Raw genomic sequence first — 24,860 nt, forward strand, 5'->3', positions numbered from 1 at the left:
TTAGTTACTGTTTCCGCGATTAGACGGTTTACCTCTATTTCCACCGCTGTTACCACGACCTTTACCATTGCCACGTCGAGACGAGTTTCTCGTGTTTGGTGTGCGTCTGCGTCTTGGTTTAGGCGCATTTACATCATCAAGCAAGGCACTCGCATCGTAATCGGTAACAGGAATAGCATGCTGAATATATTTTTCAATATCTGGCAAGTTCAATGCGTATTTTTCACAGGCGAAACTGATGGCGATACCGCTTTGACCCGCACGACCGGTTCGGCCAATTCGGTGAACATAGTCTTCTGCATCGTCAGGTAAATCATAGTTAAACACATGAGTGACCGAATCAATATGTAAGCCACGTGCGGCAACATCCGTGGCCACTAAAATGTCTAGCTTACCTTTGGTAAAGTCTTCTAAAATACCCAAGCGCTTTTTCTGTGGTACGTCACCGCTCAACAAGCCAACACGATGACCGTCGGCAGTAAGCCAGTCGGTTACGCGCTCACAGCTGTATTTGGTGTTAGCAAACACAATGGCTTTATCTGGCCACTCTTCTTCAAATAGCGTAAGAAGCAGCAACATTTTATCATCATCAGAGGGGTAGAACAGCTCTTGCGATACCCGTGTTGCTGTCGTTTGCTCTGGTGCCACTTGAACGTGAGTTGGGTTGTTCATGTGCTCGTAAGCGAGTTCTTGAACGCGATAACTAAGTGTAGCTGAAAACAGCATACTTAGGCGTTCAGTTGCAGGCGGTAAGCGTCGGAACAAAAAGCGGATATCTTTAATAAAGCCTAAATCGAACATACGATCGGCCTCATCAAGTACGGCAACTTGAATGTTATTCAAGGTAAACACGTTCTGTTTGTAATAATCCAGAATGCGTCCTGTCGTACCAATAATGATATCTACCCCTTCTTCAAGGGTTTCACGTTGACTTTGGTAACCTTCGCCCCCATAAATCAATCCAAGCGACAAACCGGTATGCTCACTGAGCAATTTGGCATCGTTGAAAATCTGGACGGCTAACTCTCTGGTTGGCGCCATTATGATGGCTCTAGGGCCTTTTGATTTGCTGTTCTCGTCATTATCTGCTTTGCTTAGCAAATAATGAAAAGTAGCAACCAAGAAGGCAATAGTTTTACCTGTACCCGTTTGAGCTTGTCCGGCAATATCTAAGCCTTCCAGTAATGGAGGCAGAGATAACGCCTGTATTGGTGTACAATTATTGAAATTTGCCGCCGTTAAGGCGTCAACAACCTTGCTATTAATCGGCAGGTCGGAAAAATGAGTATCAGTTAAGTGAGTAGGCATAGCTTATAGCTTATCAGTGCTTGCATTAAAAACGGTTTCTATATAACACTTATGGTAGAGCTGAAACAAATCAGCGACCGACCAAAAATGGAGAAAAGAATGAGCGACAAAATTATCCAGTTATCTGACGATAAATTCGAAGCAGATGTTATCAATGCTGAAGGTCCTGTACTGGTTGACTTTTGGGCCGAATGGTGTGGCCCCTGTAAAATGATCGCGCCAATCTTAGAAGAAGTTGCGAACGAGTTTGAAGGCAAGTTAACAGTTGGCAAGTTGAATGTCGATGAAAATAACGAAACTCCACCTAAATATGGTATTCGTGGCATTCCTACATTACTACTTTTCAAAAACGGCAACGTAGCGGCAACCAAAGTAGGCGCGTTATCTAAAACGCAACTTGCTGAGTTCTTAAACGAAAACCTTTAGTAAAATAGTAATTCAGAAAAAACCGGTGGCTTAGCTGCCGGTTTTTTATTTACACATGAAAAATAAGCAGTTACAACGCCTGCAACAGTGTGAATACAAGTTATTTAACAATTGACGAGTAAAACGCTGGACGTTGATTAATTTTAGTGCTAACTTTTCCTTAGCGCTCACCCGAGCAGCATTCTGCTTAGCCTCTATTCAGGCATAATCAAATCAAAAATTAGAACAGAGTGACTACCAGTCCTGTAAGCAAACCCCAAGCACAAAGACCCACCAGTATGAATTTAACAGAATTAAAGAACAAACCGATTAGCGAATTAGTCGCCATGTCCGAAGAAATGGGCCTGGAAAACATGGCTCGCGCTAGAAAACAAGACATCATATTCTCGATACTGAAATCGCATGCGAAAGGCGGCGAAGATATTTTCGGTGACGGGGTTCTGGAAATTTTACAGGACGGTTTTGGTTTCTTGCGGTCAGCAGACTCTTCGTATTTAGCAGGGCCTGATGATATTTACGTATCACCAAGCCAAATTCGTCGATTTAACTTGCGAACGGGCGATACCATTTCTGGTAAAATACGCCCGCCTAAAGACAGTGAGCGATATTTTGCCCTGTTAAAAATTCGCGAAGTAAACTTCGACAAGCCTGAAAACTCCCGTAATAAAATCCTCTTCGAAAACCTTACTCCTCTACATGCTGCATCTCGCATGCGCATGGAACGTGGTAATGGTTCAACAGAAGATATTACGGCGCGTGTATTAGACCTAGCCTCACCAATTGGTAAAGGGCAACGTGGTCTTATCGTTGCACCACCTAAAGCCGGTAAAACCCTTTTACTTCAGAACATCGCGCAATCTATTGCAGCGAATCACCCTGAAGCTGAATTGATGGTATTGCTTATCGACGAACGTCCAGAAGAAGTAACAGAAATGCATCGCCTTGTACAAGGTGAAGTGGTTGCTTCAACGTTCGATGAACCTGCAAGCCGTCACGTTCAGGTAGCTGAAATGGTTATTGAAAAAGCGAAGCGCTTAGTTGAGCACAAGAAAGATGTCGTTATCTTACTTGATTCAATTACTCGTTTAGCACGTGCTTACAACACGGTAATCCCATCATCAGGTAAAGTACTTACCGGTGGTGTTGATGCCAATGCACTACATAAGCCTAAGCGCTTCTTTGGTGCTGCTCGAAACGTTGAAGAAGGCGGTAGTTTAACGATTATCGCTACAGCGCTTATCGATACTGGCTCTAAAATGGATGAAGTTATCTATGAAGAGTTTAAAGGTACCGGTAACATGGAATTACACTTAAATCGTAAGATTGCTGAAAAGCGTGTTTTCCCAGCTATTGACTTCAATCGTTCAGGTACTCGTCGCGAAGAGCTATTAACGTCGCAAGAAGAACTACAGAAAATGTGGATCTTACGTAAAATTGTGCACGAGATGTCAGAGATTGATGCCATAGAGTTCCTTATCAATAAGCTCGCTATGACTAAGACTAACGATGAGTTCTTCAACGCCATGAAGCGTCAAAAGAGCTAACCCGTTTTTATAGAAAAAGCGCCTAAGGGCGCTTTTTTTGTGCCCGAATCTTACTTCCCACTTAATAGAAACAATTCTTATTAGACTTCTGTCTAATGTTCACTGGCCATTGAATAGGTTACTTTCAGAAGTCACACCGCAATTGGTACTCGTATTTTTTAGCTACCAGATAGTTTATTCTGGCGTTTTACTCTACAACGGAATAGATGTTATGTATCGAAAGTTAATCTCTCTCGCTATGGCAAGCTGTGCCACTTTTGCCTTTGCACAAGTCGATGTTGATGCATTGGCCACGGAAGTTGAAGCAGACGTTATTGAATGGCGCCACCACTTTCACGAATTCCCAGAACTGTCTAATCGTGAATTTAATACCGCGAAATACGTAGCAAACTACCTTACATCGCTAGGCCTGGAAGTTGAAACCGGCGTAGCTAGCACAGGTGTAGTTGCGATACTCGATAGCGGCAAACCCGGCCCTGTTGTCGCGCTGCGAGCTGATATGGACGGTTTACCGGTTAAAGAGCAGGGTGATTTATCCTACCGCTCTACGCAAATGGGCGAATATAACGGCCAAGACGTGCCAGTTATGCATGCTTGTGGACACGATACTCACATGGCCATGCTAATGGGGGCGGCAAAAATACTGACTAATATTAAAGATGAACTTAAAGGTAAAGTGAAGTTCATCTTTCAACCTGCTGAAGAAGGTGCACCTTCTGGTGAGACGGGTGGTGCTGAAGTCATGGTAAAAGAAGGGGTACTTAAAACCCCTGATGTCGATGTTATTTTCGGGTTACATATTAGTTCAAACACCGATGTAGGCACAGTGCGCTACAACTCTGGCGGCACCATGGCTGCGGTAGACCCGTTCAAAATTGTTATTCACGGTAAGCAAGCCCATGGCGCGTACCCGTGGAAAAGTGTCGACCCAGTGGTCACTGCGGCGCAAATGATCATGTCTATTCAAACCATTGTTAGTCGTGAACTTAAGCTCATTGATGATGCTGCAGTGGTTTCTATCGGTTCAATTCATGGCGGAAACCGTTCAAACATTATTCCCAACGAAGTCGAAATGGTAGGCACCATTCGCACGTTAAATAAAGCAGCACGTGAACATATTTACGAATCGCTTCCGCGTAAAGTGAACGCTATCGCTGAGAGTATGGGTGCTCAAGCAGAACTAACGCTTCCTTTAGATTACTACTATCCCATTACCTATAACGACCCCGAACTTACGCAAGCCATGGTGCCAACCATGCAACGTACTGCAGGGGCTGAAAATGCCATCGTGTCTAAACCTGTCACGGGAGCGGAAGATTTTTCTTTTTTCCAAGAGGAAGTGCCAGGCTTGTATGTTTGGGTTGGTGGGAAGCCGCTGGATGTTTCCGAGCAAGATAGCCCTGCTCACCATACCCCTGAGTTTTATGTAGACGATTCGGGTATGAAACTAGGTGTGAAATTACTGACTAACTTTACGTTAGATTACATGGCGCAACATTAATCATGGTGATGCCAGAGGGGGGCGTTGTTGTACGATAAACATCAGTGGTCGTTAACTCTGGTATTACACCTGTTACTTGTAGTGGTTGTGGGTATTGCTTTAAACGCAGTGCCTGCGCCATTTGATAGCAGCGGTATCGCTGTTTTCGGGGTTGGGGTTGGCGTATATGCCGCACTTCGGTTCCCTCCTGTAATCGCAATACCGATTGCGTTAGTTATCTGCGTTCCTTTATGGCTAACTCACGGCAGTATTGTGGGTAAAGAAAGCCTGTCTTTACTCCCAATCGTAGTAAGCTTATTCGGGTACAAAAAATCCCTGAGCCGAGTAATTAAAGTAGGCGCTGGCTTTTGGTCGCTTATTTTCCTACCCATATTATTGTTAGAACATGCGCTTTACGAAGCCGACCAGCCAACAATGATGTTTTCGGGTGTGCTTGTCACCTGGGTAAGCGGTGTGTTTGGGCTTATCTCTGGGCACTTTGTGTTTCTAGCGAATAAAGGGCTTAAACACACCAATACGGGGTCGCAAGAAAAAGTCTCACTGCATTTTCTGTTCAGTTATTTCTTTTCAGGTTGTTTTTTTGCAGCCTCCATGGCGGTGGTGTATTTATCTGTCGCGCTATATCAAGATGATCAAGAAGCACAAATCATTCGGTACATGCAACAACGTGTTGCGGTATTAGAGCAACAATTATCCGATTTTATAGGGCAACATCAAAAAGCGATCGCTGTTGCTTCGCAATCACTATCTACGCCCTATGCAATTGAAAAGTTAGAAGAGGCTAGCAGCAATCAGCTTTCAGTTTTAGCTGCGCATTACCCTGAATTCATCACTTTTTTAGTGGCCGATGAAAGTGGAAATATAACCCACTCCTACCCACCTGGACTATTGAACAAAGCACAGGCAGTCGGTGCTGGCAATGTGGCTTACCGACCTTATTTTTCTCAGGCAATGGAAACGGGCGGGCCGTATCTTTCTAATGTTTTCCAAGGGCAAGGGTTTGGAAACGATGCCATTGTTGCCATGTCCTCGCCTATTCTAAATGACAATGGCGCACCTATTGGTATTGTAGAAGGCTCATTATCCCTTCGAAGCTTCTCGACAGTAGATGCACTTAATCTTGATGGTTTTTCGCTTTTACTCGAAGATGCTAAAGGTGAGGTTATTTACGCGTCAGACGCGTTAGGCTTAAAGCCACTGAACAAGGCGCCTGCGTATTCATGCGATGGTGAGTGCGATATCAAAATTGAAGATGGGCCGCTTAACAAGCAATGGTTGAGGCTGGAAGGTCAGCTGCCTACCGCAGATTGGCAGGTTAGCTATTACTACGATTATCGACGTTTTTTGTCGGCAATGAGCGAGTATTTGTTGATTGACTTATTATTGCTCCTCGCCTTGTCAGTGTTTGGTACGTTCATGGGCTCTGTGGTGGCACGAATGATTGAGTCTCCCATTCGCAGGCTAATACGCTATATAGCCAATTTTACGCCTTCAGAAGTACGTAGAGAGGCAACGTTAGCGGGGAGTACGTTGCACATACAAGAACTTGCTTCTCTTAATGATGAGTTTAGTAGCTTAGAAGGGCGCTTATTTGATGCTTTTAAAGCCCTTGAATTCGCCCGCGCCAAAGAACAAGCGCTAAATGTTGAACTCGCTGAGTTTAACCATAGTTTAGAAAATAAGATTGAAGAGAAAACGCGACACTTGGCCACGGCGCTTGAAGAAGCAAAAGCGGCGAGCGTGGCTAAAACCCAATTTTTAGCCAATATGAGCCATGAAATTCGTACCCCAATGAATGGCATTATTGGATCGTGCGAATTAATGATGGAGTTACCCTTACCTGACGGGGCACGCCATAGAACGGAAACGATATCGACTTCTGCCAGCCACCTTTTAATGATCCTCGACAGCATCTTAGATTGGTCAAAAATTGAGTCAGGTAAAATGCTACTGGATAAGCGAAGTGTTTCCGTTGCACAAACCATCGATGCGTGCAGTGTGCTGTACGAGCGAAGTGCAAGCAAGAAAGGCATTTCGATTGACGTGAGTATTGATGAAAATGTTCCACAAGTGGTGATTACCGATGGAGGCAAGCTTAGCCAAATCATTAATAACTTGGTAAGCAATGCGATTAAGTTTACCCATCAAGGCACCATTTTGGTTGAAGCCAATTATAGCTACACCCAAGGCGAGCTCTATTGTTCGGTTACAGATTCAGGCATTGGCATACCACCAGAAAAGATTGATAGCATATTCGATCAGTTTGAACAGGCTGATGCCTCTATAACCCGTGATTATGGGGGGACTGGATTGGGGTTGGCCATTACGAAAGGGCTTGTAGAGCTCCTTGGTGGCAGTATTACAGTTGAAAGTACTGAAGGCACAGGAACCACTTTTTATTTTAGTTTTCCGTGTGAAAAAGGCGAAACGCAAGAAGCTACATCCAATGTAAAAGCGCATTCTTTACCAAGCACACTACGAGTATTACTTGCTGAAGATAACGATGTAAACGCTGATATTGTCATGGATATGCTTGGCTCTGTTGGCGTTAAACGCATCAGGGCTAAAAATGGTATTGAAGCGATAGAGGCTGCGAAACGTCATACGTTTGATGTTATTTTAATGGATTACCAAATGCCTGTAATGGACGGCCTTACTGCATCGAAACAGATTCGTCAGCATGCGCTGAACAAAGATAGCGTGATCATTATTGCATTAACGGCAAATGCTTATGCCGATGATAAGGCGGCGTGTATAGCCGCCGGTATGAATGCACATTTAAGCAAGCCGATTAGAAAACAGGTGTTAATCGACAGTATTGCCCGTGAACTTGCTCGCGTTTGACGCTACTTTTCCTCTATTGTTAACAGGTTTATTGCCTACCATATACAATACAATGTAGCCCAAGGTTGCCGATACAATTGAGCCGGCCAAAATACCCACTCGCTCGTCGAAAATCTGATTAATACCCGTTTCTTCAAAGGCTAAACCACCAATAAACAAGCTCATGGTAAAGCCCACGCCACACAGCAGGGCACAACCGTAAATATGTTTTAAGTTGAGGTCATCAGGCAAGGTTGCCAGCTTGAGCTTAATCATTAAATAGCAAAAGCCGAATACCCCAACTTGCTTGCCTATCACTAGGCCCAAAAATATGCCAAAAGTAACGGGGTGAAAAATGCCCTCTGGGCTTATATTACCGAAGCTTATCCCTGCATTAGCGAAAGCAAAGAGGGGTAAAATGGCAAAACTCACTGTGCTATTTAAGCTACGTTCTAAGCGGGTTACCGGCGAGTAGGTTTCATCCTTACTGTCACGCATGGGTATAAAGGCCGCCAAAATAACACCGGCTAGCGTGGCATGTACTCCAGATTTGAGCATCGCCACCCATAAGATAATGCCTACCATCATATAAGCAGGAATATCCACTACATTGCGTCTGTTCATGTGCCATAACAGCAGTAAGCAAGCCGCTGCCACCAACAGCGCACCCATAGTGATGTGGTTGGTATAGAAAAGCGCAATAATCACAATAGCGCCAATATCGTCAATAATGGCCAAGGTGACTAAAAAGATCTTAAGGCTAGTGGGCACACGGCTTCCTAATAACGCCAAAATACCCAATGCAAAGGCAATATCGGTTGCCGCTGGAATCGCCCACCCGGCAATTGCTACAGGGTTGTCCCAGTTAATTCCAACGTAAATTAAGGCCGGTAATAGCATGCCGCCTATGGCACCGGTGGCAGGTAAAACAATATCTTTGGGGTTTGATAGTTCACCTTCACATATTTCACGTTTGAGCTCCAACCCAACATGAAAGAAGAAAACGGCCATAAAGCCATCGTTAATCCATAAAAGTAAGGGCTTATCAATCGCCCACGTGCCTGCTGAAATTTGCACCGGTAGGCTAATTAATTGGTCGTATAGGTGATCAAGAGGAGAGTTAGCAATGATAAGCGCCAGAACAGTAGCAATCATCAGTAAAATGCCAGGCGCGGCTTCTCTATTAAGAAAATCTGATACTACGTCCTGCACTTCTTCAATAACTTCATCAATTACGCCTGTTTGATGCTCTTTCGACATTATTGATACCTCCGTTTACCTTAGCCAAATAAAGGCTTACAACCAGTCGAGAAAAAAGAGGTAGTCGTAAAGATTACCAAGTGGCACTGGAAGTATTAACCATTTGTAATTATATAAGTGTTTTACGAAAATGAGGGCTCGGCTAGATCACTTACGGCTAATATGTGGGATTTGTTGGCGATTTAGGCTACAATCGCGGGCTTTTCCGGTTATCCAATTTACCTATCTCAGAGGATTTCTAGATGGCGAAAGTCGCAATAGTTATGGGCTCAACCTCAGACTGGCCTACCATGCAACAAGCAGCGAAAATGCTGAAGTCGTTTGGTGTTGAATTCGACGCAAAAGTGGTATCAGCACACAGAACGCCAAACTTGTTGGTTGAATTTGCAGAAGGTGCAGCAGATGAAGGCTTTAGTGCCATTATTGCTGGCGCTGGTGGTGCAGCACACTTACCGGGTATGATTGCTGCGCACACGCACTTGCCAGTATTTGGTTGTCCGGTAAAATCTAAAGCATTAAGCGGTCTTGATTCCCTGTTATCAATTGTACAAATGCCTAAGGGCGTAGCGGTTGGCACATTAGCCATCGGCGAAGCAGGTGCAGCCAATGCGGGTCTGCTAGCGGCTCAAGTGGTGGCTTTGCAAGATAAGAATGTGCGCGATGCAGTCATTGCCTTTCGAAAGCAACAAACCGAGACGGTATTGGCTTCAAGCAATACCTTGGAGCTTGACGAATGAGAGTAGTCGTTTACGGTGCAGGCCAATTGGCGCAAATGATGTATTTGGCGGGCAGTCCGCTCGGCATTGACGTGCAGGCTGTCGACGTAAACAACGATACTGTCGTGCACCCAGTAAGTAAAACCCCCCTTGATACCACCTTAGATCAAGCCTTAGAAGGTGCTGATGCACTCACGGTAGAATTTGAACATGTGCCAGAGCGCTTGCTTGAAGAAGCGACCAAAACGGGCAAGTTAATGCCCAGTATTGAAAGCATTTTGGTTGGCGCTGATAGAGTGCGAGAAAAAGCATTACTTGAGGGCATGAAAGTCGCTAACAGTGCGCACCGTATTGTTACTCACTTAGATCAGCTTGATGAATGTGTTGAAGCATTGGGCGAGAAGCTGATTCTAAAATCCAGTCGTGATGGTTATGATGGCTATGGGCAATGGCGATTAGCCAATAAAGATGAGCTGCCTGAACTTAAACGGGCTTTAGCCACCTTAAATTTAGAAAAAGTACCTCTTGTGGTAGAGAAGATGGTGGCCTTTGAACGTGAGCTTTCATTAATTGGCGTGCGCAACAAGCAAGGCGATGTGCGCACTTACCCGCTCGCTGAAAATTTACATTATCAAGGCCAACTACATGTGTCGGTTGCCCCTGCTACTCATGTTAATGAAGCGCTTCAGGCCAAAGCTCACGATATTTTTGTGAAACTGGCTGAAGGTATGGACTATGTCGGCGTGTTAGCGGTTGAATTGTTTCAATGTGGTGATGAACTCTTGGTTAATGAACTTGCGCCAAGAGTTCACAATTCTGGCCATTGGAGTCAATCAGGTGCAGTAACCAGTCAATTTGAAAATCACCTTCGTGCAATTTGTGGCTTACCTTTGGGTGACACATCGGCTATTGGGTTAAGCGCAATGATAAATATTATTGGCTGCAGTAGTTTTTCAAGAGAGCTATTGAGTATTGATGGCAGTCATTTACATTGGTATGGAAAATCGGTGCGTGAAAAACGCAAGATGGGTCATATCAATGTTACCACTGACAGCTACCAAAAATTGGGCGAAAAATTACACGATTTGAGCCAATATTTGCCGTTAGAGTACTTTCCGAAACTGATTGGCGAGGCAAAACGTTTAAAAGGTTGACAACCTTTTAATTGTGGCTATTATACGCATCCGCTGTTAACCCAGTGGGTGTGAAAAGTGTGCCGACTTAGCTCAGTTGGTAGAGCAACTGACTTGTAATCAGTAGGTCGCCAGTTCGATTCCGGCAGTCGGCACCATTCTTTCACATCGCGTTTTTATCTAGTCCTTTCTAGGTTAACTTCCTCGCTATAGCTTTCCCTTTCGGGATACATTTTCAGAATCTCTATATTTTCTTCTTTATTGAATAAACCTACCGTACACTATTAGCCAACTTTTTATTTTGGAAGCGGCGGTATGACACCCAATACTCATTCACTATCCTTTAAGTTACTTTCAGTGTTTATGTTTGCACTGACGGCGTGCAGTGTTCAAGCTACGCACCCTGTTTCTGTTAGTGACGGCTTCGCCCGCGCTACATTTCCAATGGCACAATCTGCCGCCCTTTACTTTACGCTGCGTAATAAAAGCGAAACACCGGTTAAATTAACAGGTGTAAACGTAAGCAATGATATTGCCAGCGACGCGCAAATTCATACCACCGAAATGAATAATGACATGATGCGTATGCGAGAAGTAAAAGAGGGAATAGTCATTGCGCCAAGTGAATCGCTTTCCTTTGCGCCGGGCGGGTATCACGTGATGTTGTTGGGGTTAGAAAAAGGGCTAGTTGAAGGCAATAGTGTGTCACTTACCCTGTCTTTTGACGCTGCCCCAGATTACACCGTAGATTTACCGATTATAGGAATGGATAAAGAAGCGAGCCATCAGCATCATCATTGAAGTGAATCGACAAAGTAGATGTGCACAATCGCTATAATTATAATCCAAATCAATATTCTTAGAGTATCATTAAGGTAACATTTGAATGGTATTTTCAATTCTAAATTAGTGAATTAGTTGCTAACCCAAGGAGAGACATATGAGCAAGATTGATATCGGCATTTCAGAAGAAGATCGTAATGCAGTGGCTGAAGGCCTTAAAAAACTATTAGCAGATTCTTACACGCTTTACCTACAAACCCATAACTTCCATTGGAATGTAGAAGGTCCACAATTTAGACAACTACACCTGATGTTTGAAGAACAATACACAGAGCTTGCAGAGGCAGTTGATGAGATTGCTGAACGTATTCGCACACTAGGTGTTTCAGCGCCAGGTACCTACAAGTCATTCGCTGAATTAAGCGCAATTGATGAAGTGGAAGGCGTACCTGAAGCATCAGAAATGGTGGCATTACTTACCCATGGTCACGAGCAAGTGGTTAAAACATCGCGTGATTCACTTAAGTTAGCGCAAGACGCAGATGACGAGTCTTCTGCTGCACTGATTGGTGATCGTATGCGCGTTCACGAAAAGTCTGCTTGGATGCTTCGCGCAATGTTGGCAAAATAAGCCGAAATACTCTTTACGGCGGATAAATTATGACACGCACTATGATAAACGTGCTGTCTGTTTGTACATTAACGCTGGCTGGGGCAACTCAGCCAGCGTTTTCGCAACAAGCAGACGCTAAAACACAGACAAATAAAAATCTAGTGGTTACTGAATTAGCACAAGGGTTAGTTCACCCTTGGGGGATGACCTTCCTACCTAATGGCGACATGCTGATTACCGAGCGCGAGGGCGGCATCAGACGCCTCAGCCAATCGGGTGAACTATCGCCGCGCTTATCAAATGTGCCTGAGGTTGAAGCGAACAATCAGGGGGGGATGTTAGACATTGCCATCGATCCCGAGTTTGAAACTAACAATTCGGTATACTTTTGTTTCAGCCAACCTGGTGAAGGTGGAAGCAGCAGTAGCGTTGCCAAAGCAACGCTTAGCGGCAACGCGCTAGCAAATGTTGAAACTATCTTTAGTGCCGCTCCACTTATTGATAACGGCTTTCATTTTGGTTGTCGCTTAGCGTTTGATGCCAACAAGCAGCTTTTTATCACCTTGGGCGACCGTTATAAATATATGAAGGAAGCGCAAAATACCGATAACCATTTCGGTACCATTGTGCGTGTTAACCGCGATGGCAGCGTGCCTAGTGATAACCCTTTTATTGACGGGAAAGCCCCTGAAATTTATAGCTTCGGCCACCGAAATGTTCAAGGTATTACCATTCACCCAGAAACCGGGGATGTATGGGCCATGGAACATGGGCCAAAAGGCGGTGATGAAGTTAATGTGTTGTCAAAAGGTGCTAACTACGGTTGGCCTGTCATTACCTATGGTATTGATTACAGCGGTGACATTATCAGTGACAAAACCCATATGGACGGTATGGAACAACCAATACTTTACTGGGACCCCTCTATCGCACCAAGCGGTATGGCGTTCTACCAAGGTGATTTGTTTCCAGAGTGGAACGGAGATTTGTTGGTAGGCTCGTTAAAGTTCACGCATTTACGACGAATCGAGATGGATGGCGGTAAGCCTGGTGAGCAACATGAATATGTGCGTGATAACCAAGCCCGTATTCGTGATGTAGAAGTTGGGCCTAACGGTGCTATCTATCTGCTAACCGATGCTACCAACGGCAAAGTGTTAAAACTCACCCCCGCCAAGTAAACGGTCAGTGCAGCGCTATTTCTAGTGTGTAGATTAAAAGCGAGGCACTGCGGTAAAAACTTAAAAAGCCAGCGCACTGGGTGCGTCTGGTTTTTGTTTTTTCGCACCCATTAAGTTTTTAGCAATTGTTAAGCCCTAAGGCTGACTTTACCTATTAAGATGTCCTTAAACATCACCCAGTCGCCCAACAAGCTATAGAGCGGGTGGCGAAAAGTCGCAGGTTTATTTTTTTCATAAAAGAAATGTCCCACCCAAGCAAAGCCATAGCCAACTACCGGAATCAGCCACAATAATGCTAAGTTACCTGTAACTATGCTACTGGCGATGACACCTAACACTAACCACGAACCAATAAAGTGTAATTTTCTACAAGTTAAATTGGCATGTTCCGCAAGGTAATAAGGATAGAACTCGCTAAAAGATTGAAATTGATTGTGAACGTTTGACTCGGTAGCCATGGCGTAGCCCTCCAGTGAGTGTCGTTACGCGTAAGTTAACAACAAATTAACACGTCAACCTAGGTAAGTATGTCGCGAATACGACATTGTTGCCGATTTTTTGTAGCGGTTGTTTTTTGCTATCAGTTACCCCATATTCATTGTCAGAAAATAAATGTTTAAAAGGCCCACTTTATGGACAATCTTGTTGCGAACAATGCGGCAACTATCGTTGATATTACTGTTGAGAATTTTCAGCAAGTTATCTTAGAAGCATCACAAGAAAAGCTGGTGCTTATTGATTTTTGGGCGGACTGGTGCGAACCATGTAAAGATCTACTGCCTATCTTAGAAAAGATTGCAGGGGAGTATGCCGAGCACCTTATTCTTGCCAAAGTGGATTGTGAAACGCAGCAAGAAGTTGCAGGTCAATTTGGTATTCGTAGCTTGCCTACTGTGATGGTGGTGCAAAATGGTCAACCTGTAGATGGCTTTGCGGGTGTTCAACCAGAAGCGCAAATTCGTGAAATGCTAGCTAAATATCTGCCCAACCCTGAAGACGATTTTCTTGCCGCGGCAGGACAAGCTATTCAACGGGGCGACTATGTAGAAGGCTTATCGAATGCGAAACAAGTTTTAGAGATGAGCCCTGACAACATCAATGCCAAGTACATGGTGATTGATTGCTACATTGAGACAGGGTCGATAACACAGGCTAAAGCCTTGTTGGACGAGATTAAGTTAGTCGATCAGGATGCGCGTTATAATACCCTTAACGGTAAAATAGAACTTGCTGAACAGGCCGCCGATACACCTGAAATTCGCCAATTACAGGCGTCGGTAGCAGCCAATCCTGATGACTTACAACTTAAAGTGGATTTGGCCGTGCAATTACACCAAGCCAATAAATCTGAAGAAGCGTTATCCTTGTTGCTTACCGTACTGAAAAAAGAGCTTGGTTTTGGAGATGCACGTAAAATTATGCTGGATATGATTAATGCATTAACCGACGGCGATGCGCTGAAATCTGAATATAGACGCAAGGTCTACAGCTTGCTTTATTAGCATTGAAAGTAAGGGCCATGATGTGCCCTTACTTTTTAGTTATAGGTGAAAAGCCTTCTTTGTCTAGCCAATTAAGCGCTGCAAAGTAATGTTGAAAGTAGTTCCTTTCATAGCCTAGAAGATTAAAATCTCTTTCTTTAGCAGGGTGGGTATATTCTAACTGCGCGCGCTTTACCATACCTGTGTCTAATACATAGGCAGAGCGTCGTAGCCCTTTAGTAATGCTATATTTTATAGCGTCAATGACGACTTGTTGTGTATCTGGTGTAGACAATACCCATCTGCGGCCATCTAGAAGTGCTCCCCATGGTTTATCATCGAATCTAACTACTAAATCATGTATTTCTTCAGTAAAGGCTTCTGCGGTTTTAAAATTCCACGCACCCGTTGCAAACACTTCCAATACATTCCCAGAGATATCTAACGTATAATTTCCATATTTGGGAAAACGCATGAATTTGTTTCCGTGTGATTAAGTGCAATACTCTACGTATAGCAGATGATAGAATTTTTGCACTATTTAGCGTTTTAAAAATGAAAAATTTCAGTAGGTTGAATATAAAATATTCGAATGACCATCAGGTTAGCAAAATGGGATGTGTGTGCGAGTGTTTATCCCTATTGAGTCATTTCTATGCTTAAGTGATTACCTTAGGCGCTGCTAGCTGCTACCAAGCTTTATGGAAGTTTACGCGGTTTGTGTAAATGAATTTAAATAAAACAACGAGGTTTTAAATGGATTGGCTTTGGCCCGCGCTAGCAATAGTGCTTATTGTAGAGGGCATTGGCCCTTTGTTATTTCCTACGCGCTGGCGCTTGTATTTATTACAAATAAGTCAAATGCCAACCAATCAGCTACGTCAAACCGGCGGTGTTTTAGTTGTGATAGGCGTGGTTTGTCTTTTTTACTTGTCACAATAAGTTTAAATGTATTACTAAAAATTGGTCTAATATACAGTTGGTTAGCAAGGATTAGACTGATAAAGACTATGAATCTTCAATAACTGGCGTATTTTTGCGCATAAAACAGATGATAAAGGGTATGAATTTTTGGTAGAATCCCCGCCTAATTTTCTTACACAATATGATTCATGGCAAAGAACGTTGTGGTACTCGGCACTCAATGGGGTGACGAGGGTAAAGGCAAAGTAGTAGATCTACTTACTGATCGAGCAAAATATGTGGTTCGCTATCAAGGCGGTCACAATGCAGGTCATACTCTAGTAATCGACGGTGAAAAAACCGTTCTTCACTTAATTCCATCAGGCATTCTGCGTGACAACGTTACCTGCATTATTGGTAACGGCGTAGTACTTAGCCCTGATGCACTCATGACGGAAATGACGATGCTTGAAAAGCGTGGTGTTCCGGTACGTGAGCGTTTGAAAATCAGTGAAGCATGCCCCCTTATTCTTCCTTATCACATTGCTTTAGATGTAGCGCGCGAAAAAGCCCGTGGCGCTAAAGCTATTGGTACTACTGGTCGCGGTATTGGACCAGCGTACGAAGATAAAGTGGCTCGCCGTGGTTTACGCGTGGGCGATTTGTTCAATGCAGAAGATTTTGCAGCTAAGCTCAAAGAAGTACTTGATGTACACAACTTCACATTGACTAAATACTATGGTGAAGAAGCAGTCGATTTCGATGAAACCTTAAAAGGTGCCATGGCCGTTGCTGACATTCTTAAAGCAATGGTTGTTGATGTAACCGACGAACTAGATAAAGCCCATAAAGCGGGTCTGCCAATCATGTTCGAAGGTGCGCAAGGTACATTGCTTGATATCGATCACGGTACGTATCCTTATGTAACGTCTTCTAATACCACTGTTGGCGGCGTAGCCACTGGCGCTGGTTTTGGGCCGTTAAAGTTAGATTATGTATTGGGTATTGTTAAGGCGTACACAACTCGTGTAGGTTCTGGCCCATTCCCTACCGAGCTCGATTGCGAAGTGGGTAATCATTTAGGCGTTAAAGGCCACGAGTTTGGTGCAACTACAGGTCGTAAGCGCCGTACTGGTTGGTTTGATGCTGTAGCAATGAAGCGTGCAGTTCAAATTAACTCGATTACCGGTTTCTGCTTAACCAAATTAGATGTGCTTGACGGCTTAGAGTCACTACAAATTTGTATCGGTTATAAAGATGCAGACGGTAACGTGAAAGATGTTCCTCCTATGGCGGCTGACGGTTACGATAAAGTCACCCCAGTGTATGAAGAAATGCCAGGCTGGAGCGACAACACGTACGGTGTAACGACGTTTGAAGGCTTACCACAAGCTGCGAAAAGCTACATTCAGCGCCTAGAGCACCTTACCGGTGTTCCAGTAGATATCGTTTCTACTGGCCCTGATCGTAACGAGACGATTGTTTTACGCAACCCATACGACGCGTAAACTAGCCCCGTCTAGTTAGGCCATTTAAAAGCCCGGTACTTATTTTTAAGTACCGGGCTTTTTCGTGTAGGCAGTCAACTGATATTCAGGTAATAATTAAACATTAATTAACAAAATAATTGGGTTGTGGTTTATTGCCCTCATTACTATAAAATGAATATTGGCTTATTCGGTTGTGCCTGAACCTGAATTTAAAACCCAGCAGGTCAACAGTCTTCACATGCAGGTGGAATGTATTATGTCTAATCAACCAACGCTTCATGCCGTAGAACCCGGTTTTTGCTTTCTCGATACGGTAGCTTCGCTTCAAACAAGTTTTAAGTCTGGCAAAACCCGTTCTTTAGAATGGCGTAAGAGTCAATTAGACGCCCTAAAGCGCCTGCTGATTGAAAACGAAAAAGAGATATTGCACGCACTTCATCAAGACTTAGGTAAAAGCGAAAGTGAAGCCTACGTGGCCGAACATGGCTTTTTGCTATCGGATATTAAGCATACCCAAAAGCATTTAAATAAATGGATGCAGCCCCGAAAAGTATCCACCCCACTTATTGCGTGGCCGGGCAAAAGCTTTCAGCAACCAGAACCTTTGGGAACAGTGCTTATCATAGGCGCGTGGAACTACCCACTTCAGTTGTTGCTGGCGCCTTACATTGCCGCATTAGCAGCAGGTAACTGCGCGGTGTTGAAACCATCTGAGCTGGCCGTTGAAACCTCAGCGATTGTGGCGAAACTCATTCCCCAGTACATGGATACTTCATGTGTAGAAGTGATTGAGGGCGGAAAGGAAGAATCGTCGGCATTACTTGCGTGTAAATGGGATCATATTTTCTACACTGGCGGCGAAGCGGTTGGCAAAATTGTCATGTCTGCAGCCGCTAGGCATTTAACCCCTGTTACGCTGGAACTGGGCGGTAAAAGCCCCTGTATTGTTGATAGTAGCACCAACTTGAAAATTACCGCGCGTCGAATTGTTTGGGGCAAGTGGATGAATGCGGGGCAAACCTGTATTGCGCCCGACTACGTGCTAGTGGTGAAAGGCTTTGAACAAAAGCTAATAGACGCCATTAAGAAAGAGCTTAAATCCCAGTTTGGTAAAAACCCTTTTTCATCGAAAGATTACGGTAATATTATCAATACCCGCCATTTGCATCGCCTTCAAGGGTACTTAGATGGGGTTAACGTAGTTTACGGCGGAGATATAAATGAAGCGCGGCCTGCCATGACGCCTACATTGGTACTCGACCCTGCGAAAGACAGCGCAATCATGCAAGAAGAGATATTCGGACCTATTTTACCCATAGTGCCCGTCGCCTCTATCGACGAAGCTATCGGGTTTATCAACGACAGACCTAAACCTTTGGCGCTGTATGCGTTCAGTGATGACGATAAAGTACTTAATAATATCATTGAAAAAACGAGCTCGGGCAGTGTGTGCACCAACGACACGATGATTTTCATGACTAACCCAGAGCTACCTTTTGGCGGCGTGGGTAACAGCGGCATGGGTAGTTACCATGGCCAAGCTGGGTTTGATACCTTTAGTCATGTAAAAACCGTAATGAAGCGGGCTTTCGCTTTAGATGCCCCCGTACGATATGCGCCATTTTCTAAATTCAAACTATCGTTATTGAAGAAATTCTTATAGGACGTAACCATGGCGCAGCCGTTTCATCTAGCAATACCCGTCAGTAACCTTGCCAATGCAGAGGCCTTTTACGGCGAACTATTAGGCTGTGAAAAAGGGCGTAGTGATACCCAATGGATTGATTGGAATTTCTTCGGTCATCAGTTGGTCACCCATTGCGTTGAGAAAATGCCTTCACCCCCTTCCCATAATGGGGTGGATAGCTATGCTGTACCTGTTCCGCATTTTGGCGTCGTGCTCGAAATGTCTCAATGGCAGGCGTTGGCTGACAAAGTAAGCGCTGCCGATATTGAGTTTGTTATTGAGCCTTACATTCGATTTAAAGGCCAGTCAGGAGAACAAGCTACCATGTTCTTTATGGACTATTGCGGTAATGCACTGGAGTTCAAAGCATTTGCCTCTATTGAACAGTTATTTGCGACTGATTAGCCTGTATTGAACCGTGAGCGCTTTCAAAGGCGAAAGCGCTACAACAACAGCACGATTTAGCGTGCAGACACTATGCTTTTACCGCGTCCGCTTGCTTCAGAAGCGGCCTCTACACCTTGCGCTGTGCGCTTAATTAAATGCACATCTCCAAAGCGGCGGGCATCTATGGTGTAGCCCATGTCAGTTAATTCAGCCAATGTTGACTCATCAAACCCTGGGTGAACACGAATGGTATCTTTAGGCAGTAATTGGTGGTGAAAACGAGGAGCGTTAGCAGATTTTGTGGCATCAAAATTAAACAATAATGCGTTTAATAACGACTGTGCTACCGACGAAATAATCGTAGTGCCACCAGGCGAACCGGTTGCTAAAACCACATCACCGCCCTGTTTTACTAGAGTAGGTGTCATTGAAGATAGCATGCGTTTGTAAGGTGAAATAGCATTCGCTTCACCGCCGACAGCACCAAAGAAATTAGGTACGCCAGGCTTGGCACTAAAATCATCCATCTCATCATTAAGCAAGAACCCTGCACCCGTTACTACCACGCCACTACCAAAGGTAAGGTTAATGGTGGTGGTGTTAGCAATAGCATTGCCCCATTTATCTATAATAGAAAAGTGGGTGGTATCTTCACTTTCTTTTAAGCCAGGTTTAACACTTGGCGTGTCTGAAATACTATTGGGTTGAATAAGGGCTGCGCGGCCTTTGATATAATCAGGGGCAACAAGCTTAGCTACAGGGACTTCAACAAAATCAGGATCGCCTAAGTATTCTGCTCTATCTGCAAATACACGTTTACCAATTTCAGACATCACATGCAGGTATTCGGCGCTGTTATGATCTGGCAGTGTATGATTGCTACCATAGCTTTCAAGCATGCCAATCCACTGGGCTACAGCCACGCCGCCTGAACTTGGTGGCGGTGCTGTAACTAGTGTGAACCCTTGCCAATTAAGTTCTAGCGGTTTACGCCATACGGCTTTATAAGCCGCAAGGTCGCTGTGGTTAATTAGCCCACCGTTTTCATGCATAAAGGAAACAATTTTCTTTGCAACCTCGCCTTGGTAAAAACCGTCTTGGCCGTGCTGTTGAATCACTTTTAAGGTAGTTGCTAGTTCAGGTTGCTTGAATACCGTATTGGCTTTGGCTTGTTCAAAGTAATCTGCAAAGTTGCTGTTTAAGTCTTGCTCGCGGGTACGAGCTAAGTAGCGAGTTATATTATTGGCAAGCTTTTCTGGTACCAAGAAGCCATTTTCAGCTAGCTCAACCGCAGGTGCTACTAAGCGACTCCACGGTAAACTGCCGTATTTTTGATGGGCAGCCCACATACCGGCCACCGTGCCTGGAATACCTGATGCTTTCGCGCCAAAAAGTGACTCGTAGGGTTTTACCTCTCCTTCGTCATCTAAGTACATATCTCGATGTGCCTCAGATGGTGCCATTTCGCGGTAATCGAGAAAATCAGTGTTGCCCTCAAACGCAATGGTCATAAAGCCACCACCGCCCACATTACCCGCTTCAGGTAGGGTTACTGCCAGCACAAACTGTGCAGTAATGGTAGCGTCTATCGCATTACCCCCCTCTTCTAGTATCGCATAAGCGGCGTCGGCACTAAAGGTATCGGGCATCGCTACGGCTTCTTGCTGAGTTGGCGTTAAATCCCCGCCTGTTTGACTACATGCTGTCAGAAATATAAATGAGAATAGAAAAAACGTTTTCTTCAACACTGCCTCACTCCTTAAAATTTAGAAACTTTGATAAAACTTACTATCAGAATTGTGAAAAAAAGACCTAGCGCTAGCCTTACGTAACTCGCGCTAGCCAATCATAATAATGCTTGCAATGAGATAACCCACCAAGGTTAATCCGCCCGCCACAAGCGCGTAAGGAAACTGAGTTTTTACATGGGTTAATACATCGCAGCCTGCGGCTAATGACGACACAGCAGTGGTATCGGAAATAGGTGAACAATGGTCACCAAAAATACCACCACCTAAAATGGCTGCAACAACCAACGAAGGGGGTAATCCAAGGGTTTGAATTAATGGCACGCCGATAGGAATAAGAATGGCAAAGGTGCCCCACGAGGTTCCGGTAGTAAAGGACATCACCGCCCCTGCAATAAACAACATAGGTACGATGAAAACAAGGGGGAGGTATTCACCCACCACGCCTGCCACAAATACACCTGTCCCTAAGTCTTTTAAGCTATTGCCCAAGGTAAGAGACAGCAACACAATGGTGACGAGTGGTAGTAATTCGCCCATACCCTTAAAGCCAATCTCAACGGCTTCTTTGTGAGTGAATCGTTTGTGCCAAAGTAAAAGGCCATAAGCGATTGCTGTGGCAAGAGCCGTTGCATAAAGCACAGATTTACTGCCACTGCCTTCAGACAAGGTGCCATTGCCGGTCCAAAACATAAAACCCACCATGCTGAATACCATGGTTAGCAATGGCACTAACATGTAACGCGCTTTAGTGGCGGTTTCAGTTTGTTGGGGAATGTCTGTTTTCGATAGGGTTTTCTCTTCTAAAGCCAATGGCCCGTGCACTTTGTCTGCGGCTATGGTGTAAGCCACAATCAACAAAGTGAAAATAGCGTAGAAGTTAAAGAATACGCTGCCCCACAGTATGGAGGCTGAAGATGCTGGTAGCTCGTAGGTGTCGAGCAAGCTCAATATGAACGCTCCCCAACCATTAAGTAAAATGAGTATGCATACTGGTGCGCTGGTGGAATCAATTATATACGCCAAACGGGCGCGGCTCATGCCGAAGCGGTCGAATAAACCTCGAGCAAAGATCCCCGCCGTTAACACACTCAAATTCGATTCAATAAATACTGCGATACCGGTAAACATTGTCAGGCTGCCAACCTGTTTTTTGTTCTTGGCCACCCCTTTGCCCACTAAGTAATTAACCGTAGCGGTTACACCGCCAGAGTCGCGAATGAACGCCAGCAGGGCGCCAACTAAAACAGAAAATAAAATGACTCGGGTATTACCTGGGCTTGAAGCGGTATCGACTACGCGCTCTATAGCATTGATTGGCGCAAGAAAGCTGGTGGCGGGGCTTGCAGTTAACAAAATAAGTGCTTCAGAGCACAGCACCGCGAGTAGCAATGCCAAGATAACTTCTTTTTTCCAGAATACGACAATGATCGCAACCAATGGGGGGATAATTGATACCCAATCCATACTACTTTCCATACTTTATTATTGTGAAATACTGCCATTCGCTTATAGAGCGAATATCTGAGCTTGTACGTTGATACTAAATCTACACGACGCTGTTCGTGAATGCGAAACGGGCGGTTAGCTATACATTTGCACATTGAACAGCAATTCATATGCATGATTATGTGCAATAGCGACTAGCGTAACGCAGAGCACACGGTTAATTCCACAGAATGACACGTATTTATTCTGTATGCATTGGTTTTTGATACCATGGCAATTAATATGCGTATCAGAGTGTAACTTATCGTTATGCTTATCACGTTAACGACAACAAAATAACAGTGGTTGTTGCAGCGATTGCCGAAATAACTAACACAACTTCTGGCAAAACCATTGTTCAAGCCATTATAAAAAACTAGGATCCTATTTGCGCCTTCTCCCATTACTAGCCAACTTATTACCTTACAGCTTCCTGTTTAGTCTATGCATAGTCATGCAACCGAGCGCTTATGCGAATCAGTCAAGCCAATACGAACAGATAAACCAGTCTTTTGGACAAAGCTCTGTTAAACAAAGCTCTGAGGAACAAAGCGCTATTGGTCAAAAAGTCATTCTCGATTTTCGATTCTACTGCGATGATGGCACTAGCTCGAAAGCGTGCAAAAAGCCGGTAACCAGGCTACCAGATGCACTAAAAGAGTTACTCGTCACCCACAACATTGGTGGCGTTATCTTATTTTCTGAAAATATTAAAACCAATAAGCAACTAATAGAGCTGAATTACGCCATGCAACAGTCAATGGCAAAAGCGAATTTGCCACCGCTATTTATTGCTGTAGACCAAGAAGGGGGAAGAGTGGCTCGTTTACCCTCTTCTATGCTCACGCCTTTTCCCGGAAATTTGGCTATAGGGGCAAGCTATTATCAGCACAGCACAGCATTTGCTGAAAATGTAGCGAAAGGTATTGGCAGTAGTTTGAGTTCATTAGGGATAAATACGAATTTTGCCCCGTCGGTAGACATTAACAGCGAGCCAAAAAACCCGGTTATTAATGTACGTAGTTTTGGCGAATCACCTAGCGATGTTGCCGTGCTAGGACAATCGTTTGTAAACGGGTTGCATTCAACGGGCGTGATAAGTGCTATTAAACACTTTCCTGGTCATGGCGATACGCAAACAGACAGCCATACGGGCCTGCCTAAGGTTAAACATTCAAAACCTCAAGCGCTAAAAGGAGACCTATTGCCTTTTAGCCGAATTATCAGCGGTGGTAATCCGCCTGGTATGTTGATGAGTGCACATATCCAATACCCATCATTAGATAGCACTACAGTAAAAGACAAACAGGGAAGGGTGATGACAATCCCTGCAACGTTGTCTCGTAAAATACTCCATGATGTATTGCGAAGCGAGTTGGGTTACCAAGGAGTGGTTGTTACCGATGCACTAGATATGGCGGGTATTGCTAAATACTTCTCACCTGAAGATGCCATGATAAAAGCCTATCAAGCTGGTGCCGACATCGCCCTAATGCCGTTTACCATTAGAACGCCACAAGATATTAAAATGTTTGCTGCATTAATGGGCAAGGTAAGTAAGCGGATAAGCAGTGGGGAAGTCCCCTCAACACAGCTTGCAACTTCCTTACAACGCATTGCGTTACTTAAAGCTAAATTCAGCCTGAATAGCTACGCTGGGAAAGCGCTTTCTTGGTGGGTCTCTGATGTAAATAATAACGCTAAAAAAACAAGAAATATTCAAATTGAGAAAGCGCTTTCCAGGGCGGCGATCACATCACTTTTTGGCGCCGAAAAACTACCCGTTACTCAGAAAACCTGGCTGGCATTAATGCCCGATGCGCTTAGGTGTTTAGCGCTTGAAAAAAGCCTATCTACGATTGCGCCCAAGGTAGGAATGGCTTGCCTGCCGCTTACCAAGCTTCCAAACAAAGCCACCTTCGATTACGCATTGAAGCAAGCCGACCTATTGATGGTGGGAGATATTTCACCACAACATGCCGTTTATGAAATGAAAGGCTTCGATAGCGAAGAGGCGATGACTTCACGGGCGTCGCTGGTTGATGTACATAGATATACTAAATCAGCCTTGGGAAAAGCGAAAAAACAAGGGCTTACCACGGTTCTAGTGCCGCTTCGCATGCCCTATATAGCAAAAGAAATGCAGCCACACACCGATATTGCTATTGCTACATTCAGTTACAACGTGGATAGTCAAATATACAGCCCAATCTTCGATGCTTTAGTAGAAACCTTACTAGGCTTGAACAGACCCAACGATTACTTACCTGTTCAGTGGAATCGCGACTCTGAGTAGTGTTAAAGTCATAGCGTCGTCCAGACAGCCGATGAATGACTAGGCTATGTATGTAAGCAATTGAGGCTGAAAATTTAATTAAAAACTTTCAG

Annotated in this window: 21 protein-coding genes and 1 tRNA gene; 16 read left to right on the forward strand and 6 right to left on the reverse strand. The window is 44.4% G+C overall.

Translation table 11 applies throughout. The features are described 5' to 3' along the window. Positions 1-1,308 (reverse strand): ATP-dependent RNA helicase RhlB, encoded by a 1,308-nt coding sequence (gene rhlB / locus KYS23_RS18390; protein WP_218398180.1) that lies wholly within the window; start codon positions 1,306-1,308, stop codon positions 1-3. A 99-nt stretch (positions 1,309-1,407) separates the two neighbouring features. Between rhlB and trxA (KYS23_RS18395) the strand changes: the two genes are divergently transcribed. The 4 genes from trxA (KYS23_RS18395) (at position 1,408) to KYS23_RS18410 (ending at position 7,623) form a co-directional block, all read left to right on the forward strand. Further along, a complete protein-coding gene (gene trxA, locus KYS23_RS18395) occupies positions 1,408-1,734 on the forward strand; it encodes a thioredoxin TrxA (RefSeq protein WP_013785606.1) in 327 nt (108 codons plus the stop codon). Between the two features lie 278 nt (positions 1,735-2,012). Then, entirely contained in the window at positions 2,013-3,278 is a 1,266-nt protein-coding gene (gene rho, locus KYS23_RS18400) for a transcription termination factor Rho (RefSeq protein WP_057794263.1), read from the forward strand. A 211-nt stretch (positions 3,279-3,489) separates the two neighbouring features. Beyond that, the gene (locus KYS23_RS18405; RefSeq protein ID WP_218419726.1) at positions 3,490-4,779 is read left to right on the forward strand and encodes an amidohydrolase; all 1,290 of its coding nucleotides are present in this window, start codon (positions 3,490-3,492) and stop codon (positions 4,777-4,779) included. Between the two features lie 27 nt (positions 4,780-4,806). Next, positions 4,807-7,623 (forward strand): ATP-binding protein, encoded by a 2,817-nt coding sequence (locus tag KYS23_RS18410; protein WP_159528409.1) that lies wholly within the window; start codon positions 4,807-4,809, stop codon positions 7,621-7,623. On the opposite strand, the gene nhaA is transcribed toward KYS23_RS18410, so the two are convergent. Then, positions 7,585-8,862, reverse strand: a complete 1,278-nt coding sequence (gene nhaA / locus KYS23_RS18415) for a Na+/H+ antiporter NhaA (protein WP_159528411.1) — start codon at positions 8,860-8,862, stop codon at positions 7,585-7,587. The two genes, KYS23_RS18410 and nhaA, sit on opposite strands and share 39 nt — an antisense overlap. A gap of 242 nt (positions 8,863-9,104) precedes the next feature. Between nhaA and purE the strand changes: the two genes are divergently transcribed. The 6 genes from purE to KYS23_RS18445 all read left to right on the forward strand — a co-directional run bounded on the left by purE (position 9,105) and on the right by KYS23_RS18445 (position 13,288). After that, positions 9,105-9,599 carry a 5-(carboxyamino)imidazole ribonucleotide mutase gene (gene purE / locus KYS23_RS18420; RefSeq protein WP_159528413.1) on the forward strand — a complete coding sequence of 165 codons (495 nt, stop codon included), beginning with the start codon at positions 9,105-9,107 and terminating at the stop codon, positions 9,597-9,599. Next, a complete protein-coding gene (locus tag KYS23_RS18425; protein WP_218398174.1) occupies positions 9,596-10,732 on the forward strand; it encodes a 5-(carboxyamino)imidazole ribonucleotide synthase in 1,137 nt (378 codons plus the stop codon). Before purE ends, KYS23_RS18425 begins: the two co-directional genes overlap by 4 nt. 61 nt (positions 10,733-10,793) lie before the next feature. Beyond that, a tRNA-Thr gene (locus KYS23_RS18430) sits at positions 10,794-10,869 on the forward strand. Between the two features lie 157 nt (positions 10,870-11,026). Next, positions 11,027-11,512, forward strand: a complete 486-nt coding sequence (locus tag KYS23_RS18435; protein WP_159528417.1) for a copper chaperone PCu(A)C — start codon at positions 11,027-11,029, stop codon at positions 11,510-11,512. A gap of 139 nt (positions 11,513-11,651) precedes the next feature. Then, positions 11,652-12,125 carry a Dps family protein gene (locus KYS23_RS18440; protein ID WP_013785598.1) on the forward strand — a complete coding sequence of 158 codons (474 nt, stop codon included), beginning with the start codon at positions 11,652-11,654 and terminating at the stop codon, positions 12,123-12,125. A gap of 29 nt (positions 12,126-12,154) precedes the next feature. Next, entirely contained in the window at positions 12,155-13,288 is a 1,134-nt protein-coding gene (locus KYS23_RS18445) for a PQQ-dependent sugar dehydrogenase (RefSeq protein WP_159528419.1), read from the forward strand. Between the two features lie 128 nt (positions 13,289-13,416). Here KYS23_RS18445 and KYS23_RS18450 read toward each other — a convergent pair whose 3' ends face one another. Further along, positions 13,417-13,746 carry an Mpo1-like protein gene (locus tag KYS23_RS18450; protein ID WP_159528421.1) on the reverse strand — a complete coding sequence of 110 codons (330 nt, stop codon included), beginning with the start codon at positions 13,744-13,746 and terminating at the stop codon, positions 13,417-13,419. Positions 13,747-13,920: 174 nt separating this feature from the next. Between KYS23_RS18450 and trxA (KYS23_RS18455) the strand changes: the two genes are divergently transcribed. After that, positions 13,921-14,790 (forward strand): thioredoxin, encoded by an 870-nt coding sequence (gene trxA, locus KYS23_RS18455; protein ID WP_159528423.1) that lies wholly within the window; start codon positions 13,921-13,923, stop codon positions 14,788-14,790. 28 nt (positions 14,791-14,818) lie between these two features. Here the strand turns inward: trxA (KYS23_RS18455) and KYS23_RS18460 are convergent, their stop codons facing one another. Beyond that, complete coding sequence (locus tag KYS23_RS18460; protein WP_159528425.1) at positions 14,819-15,244, reverse strand: hypothetical protein; 426 nt, start codon at positions 15,242-15,244, stop codon at positions 14,819-14,821. Positions 15,245-15,525: 281 nt separating this feature from the next. Between KYS23_RS18460 and KYS23_RS18465 the strand changes: the two genes are divergently transcribed. The 4 genes from KYS23_RS18465 (at position 15,526) to KYS23_RS18480 (ending at position 19,254) form a co-directional block, all read left to right on the forward strand. Continuing rightward, entirely contained in the window at positions 15,526-15,711 is a 186-nt protein-coding gene (locus KYS23_RS18465; RefSeq protein WP_159528427.1) for a DUF2065 domain-containing protein, read from the forward strand. Positions 15,712-15,881: 170 nt separating this feature from the next. Next, on the forward strand, positions 15,882-17,180 hold the full coding sequence (locus tag KYS23_RS18470; RefSeq protein ID WP_218398171.1) for an adenylosuccinate synthase: 1,299 nt from the start codon (positions 15,882-15,884) through the stop codon (positions 17,178-17,180). 238 nt (positions 17,181-17,418) lie between these two features. Beyond that, positions 17,419-18,825 (forward strand): aldehyde dehydrogenase family protein, encoded by a 1,407-nt coding sequence (locus tag KYS23_RS18475; RefSeq protein WP_218419727.1) that lies wholly within the window; start codon positions 17,419-17,421, stop codon positions 18,823-18,825. A gap of 9 nt (positions 18,826-18,834) precedes the next feature. Beyond that, positions 18,835-19,254, forward strand: a complete 420-nt coding sequence (locus KYS23_RS18480; protein WP_218419730.1) for a VOC family protein — start codon at positions 18,835-18,837, stop codon at positions 19,252-19,254. Between the two features lie 56 nt (positions 19,255-19,310). Here the strand turns inward: KYS23_RS18480 and ggt are convergent, their stop codons facing one another. Continuing rightward, positions 19,311-20,951 carry a gamma-glutamyltransferase gene (ggt, locus tag KYS23_RS18485; protein ID WP_338081898.1) on the reverse strand — a complete coding sequence of 547 codons (1,641 nt, stop codon included), beginning with the start codon at positions 20,949-20,951 and terminating at the stop codon, positions 19,311-19,313. 123 nt (positions 20,952-21,074) lie between these two features. Next, positions 21,075-22,451 (reverse strand): Na+/H+ antiporter NhaC family protein, encoded by a 1,377-nt coding sequence (locus KYS23_RS18490; protein ID WP_126872899.1) that lies wholly within the window; start codon positions 22,449-22,451, stop codon positions 21,075-21,077. Between the two features lie 475 nt (positions 22,452-22,926). Between KYS23_RS18490 and KYS23_RS18495 the strand changes: the two genes are divergently transcribed. Continuing rightward, on the forward strand, positions 22,927-24,768 hold the full coding sequence (locus KYS23_RS18495; protein WP_246604492.1) for a glycoside hydrolase family 3 N-terminal domain-containing protein: 1,842 nt from the start codon (positions 22,927-22,929) through the stop codon (positions 24,766-24,768). The last annotated feature ends 92 nt before the right edge of the window (positions 24,769-24,860 follow it).

This window comes from Alteromonas lipotrueae (assembly GCF_019249255.1).
Taxonomy (GTDB): domain Bacteria; phylum Pseudomonadota; class Gammaproteobacteria; order Enterobacterales; family Alteromonadaceae; genus Alteromonas; species Alteromonas lipotrueae.

What these genes read in the sequence shown, in the direction of transcription:
- KYS23_RS18470 (WP_218398171.1), top strand. Translation starts at nt 15,882, where the DNA reads ATGGCAAAGAACGTTGTGGTACTCGGCACTCAATGGGGTGACGAGGGT.
- KYS23_RS18490 (WP_126872899.1), bottom strand. Translation starts at nt 22,451, where the DNA reads ATGGATTGGGTATCAATTATCCCCCCATTGGTTGCGATCATTGTCGTA.
- KYS23_RS18440 (WP_013785598.1), top strand. Translation starts at nt 11,652, where the DNA reads ATGAGCAAGATTGATATCGGCATTTCAGAAGAAGATCGTAATGCAGTG.
- rho (WP_057794263.1), top strand. Translation starts at nt 2,013, where the DNA reads ATGAATTTAACAGAATTAAAGAACAAACCGATTAGCGAATTAGTCGCC.
- purE (WP_159528413.1), top strand. Translation starts at nt 9,105, where the DNA reads ATGGCGAAAGTCGCAATAGTTATGGGCTCAACCTCAGACTGGCCTACC.
- KYS23_RS18475 (WP_218419727.1), top strand. Translation starts at nt 17,419, where the DNA reads ATGTCTAATCAACCAACGCTTCATGCCGTAGAACCCGGTTTTTGCTTT.
- trxA (WP_159528423.1), top strand. Translation starts at nt 13,921, where the DNA reads ATGGACAATCTTGTTGCGAACAATGCGGCAACTATCGTTGATATTACT.
- KYS23_RS18450 (WP_159528421.1), bottom strand. Translation starts at nt 13,746, where the DNA reads ATGGCTACCGAGTCAAACGTTCACAATCAATTTCAATCTTTTAGCGAG.
- KYS23_RS18435 (WP_159528417.1), top strand. Translation starts at nt 11,027, where the DNA reads ATGACACCCAATACTCATTCACTATCCTTTAAGTTACTTTCAGTGTTT.
- rhlB (WP_218398180.1), bottom strand. Translation starts at nt 1,308, where the DNA reads ATGCCTACTCACTTAACTGATACTCATTTTTCCGACCTGCCGATTAAT.
- nhaA (WP_159528411.1), bottom strand. Translation starts at nt 8,862, where the DNA reads ATGTCGAAAGAGCATCAAACAGGCGTAATTGATGAAGTTATTGAAGAA.
- KYS23_RS18425 (WP_218398174.1), top strand. Translation starts at nt 9,596, where the DNA reads ATGAGAGTAGTCGTTTACGGTGCAGGCCAATTGGCGCAAATGATGTAT.
- KYS23_RS18495 (WP_246604492.1), top strand. Translation starts at nt 22,927, where the DNA reads ATGCAACCGAGCGCTTATGCGAATCAGTCAAGCCAATACGAACAGATA.
- KYS23_RS18480 (WP_218419730.1), top strand. Translation starts at nt 18,835, where the DNA reads ATGGCGCAGCCGTTTCATCTAGCAATACCCGTCAGTAACCTTGCCAAT.
- KYS23_RS18465 (WP_159528427.1), top strand. Translation starts at nt 15,526, where the DNA reads ATGGATTGGCTTTGGCCCGCGCTAGCAATAGTGCTTATTGTAGAGGGC.
- KYS23_RS18405 (WP_218419726.1), top strand. Translation starts at nt 3,490, where the DNA reads ATGTATCGAAAGTTAATCTCTCTCGCTATGGCAAGCTGTGCCACTTTT.
- KYS23_RS18460 (WP_159528425.1), bottom strand. Translation starts at nt 15,244, where the DNA reads ATGCGTTTTCCCAAATATGGAAATTATACGTTAGATATCTCTGGGAAT.
- KYS23_RS18445 (WP_159528419.1), top strand. Translation starts at nt 12,155, where the DNA reads ATGACACGCACTATGATAAACGTGCTGTCTGTTTGTACATTAACGCTG.
- trxA (WP_013785606.1), top strand. Translation starts at nt 1,408, where the DNA reads ATGAGCGACAAAATTATCCAGTTATCTGACGATAAATTCGAAGCAGAT.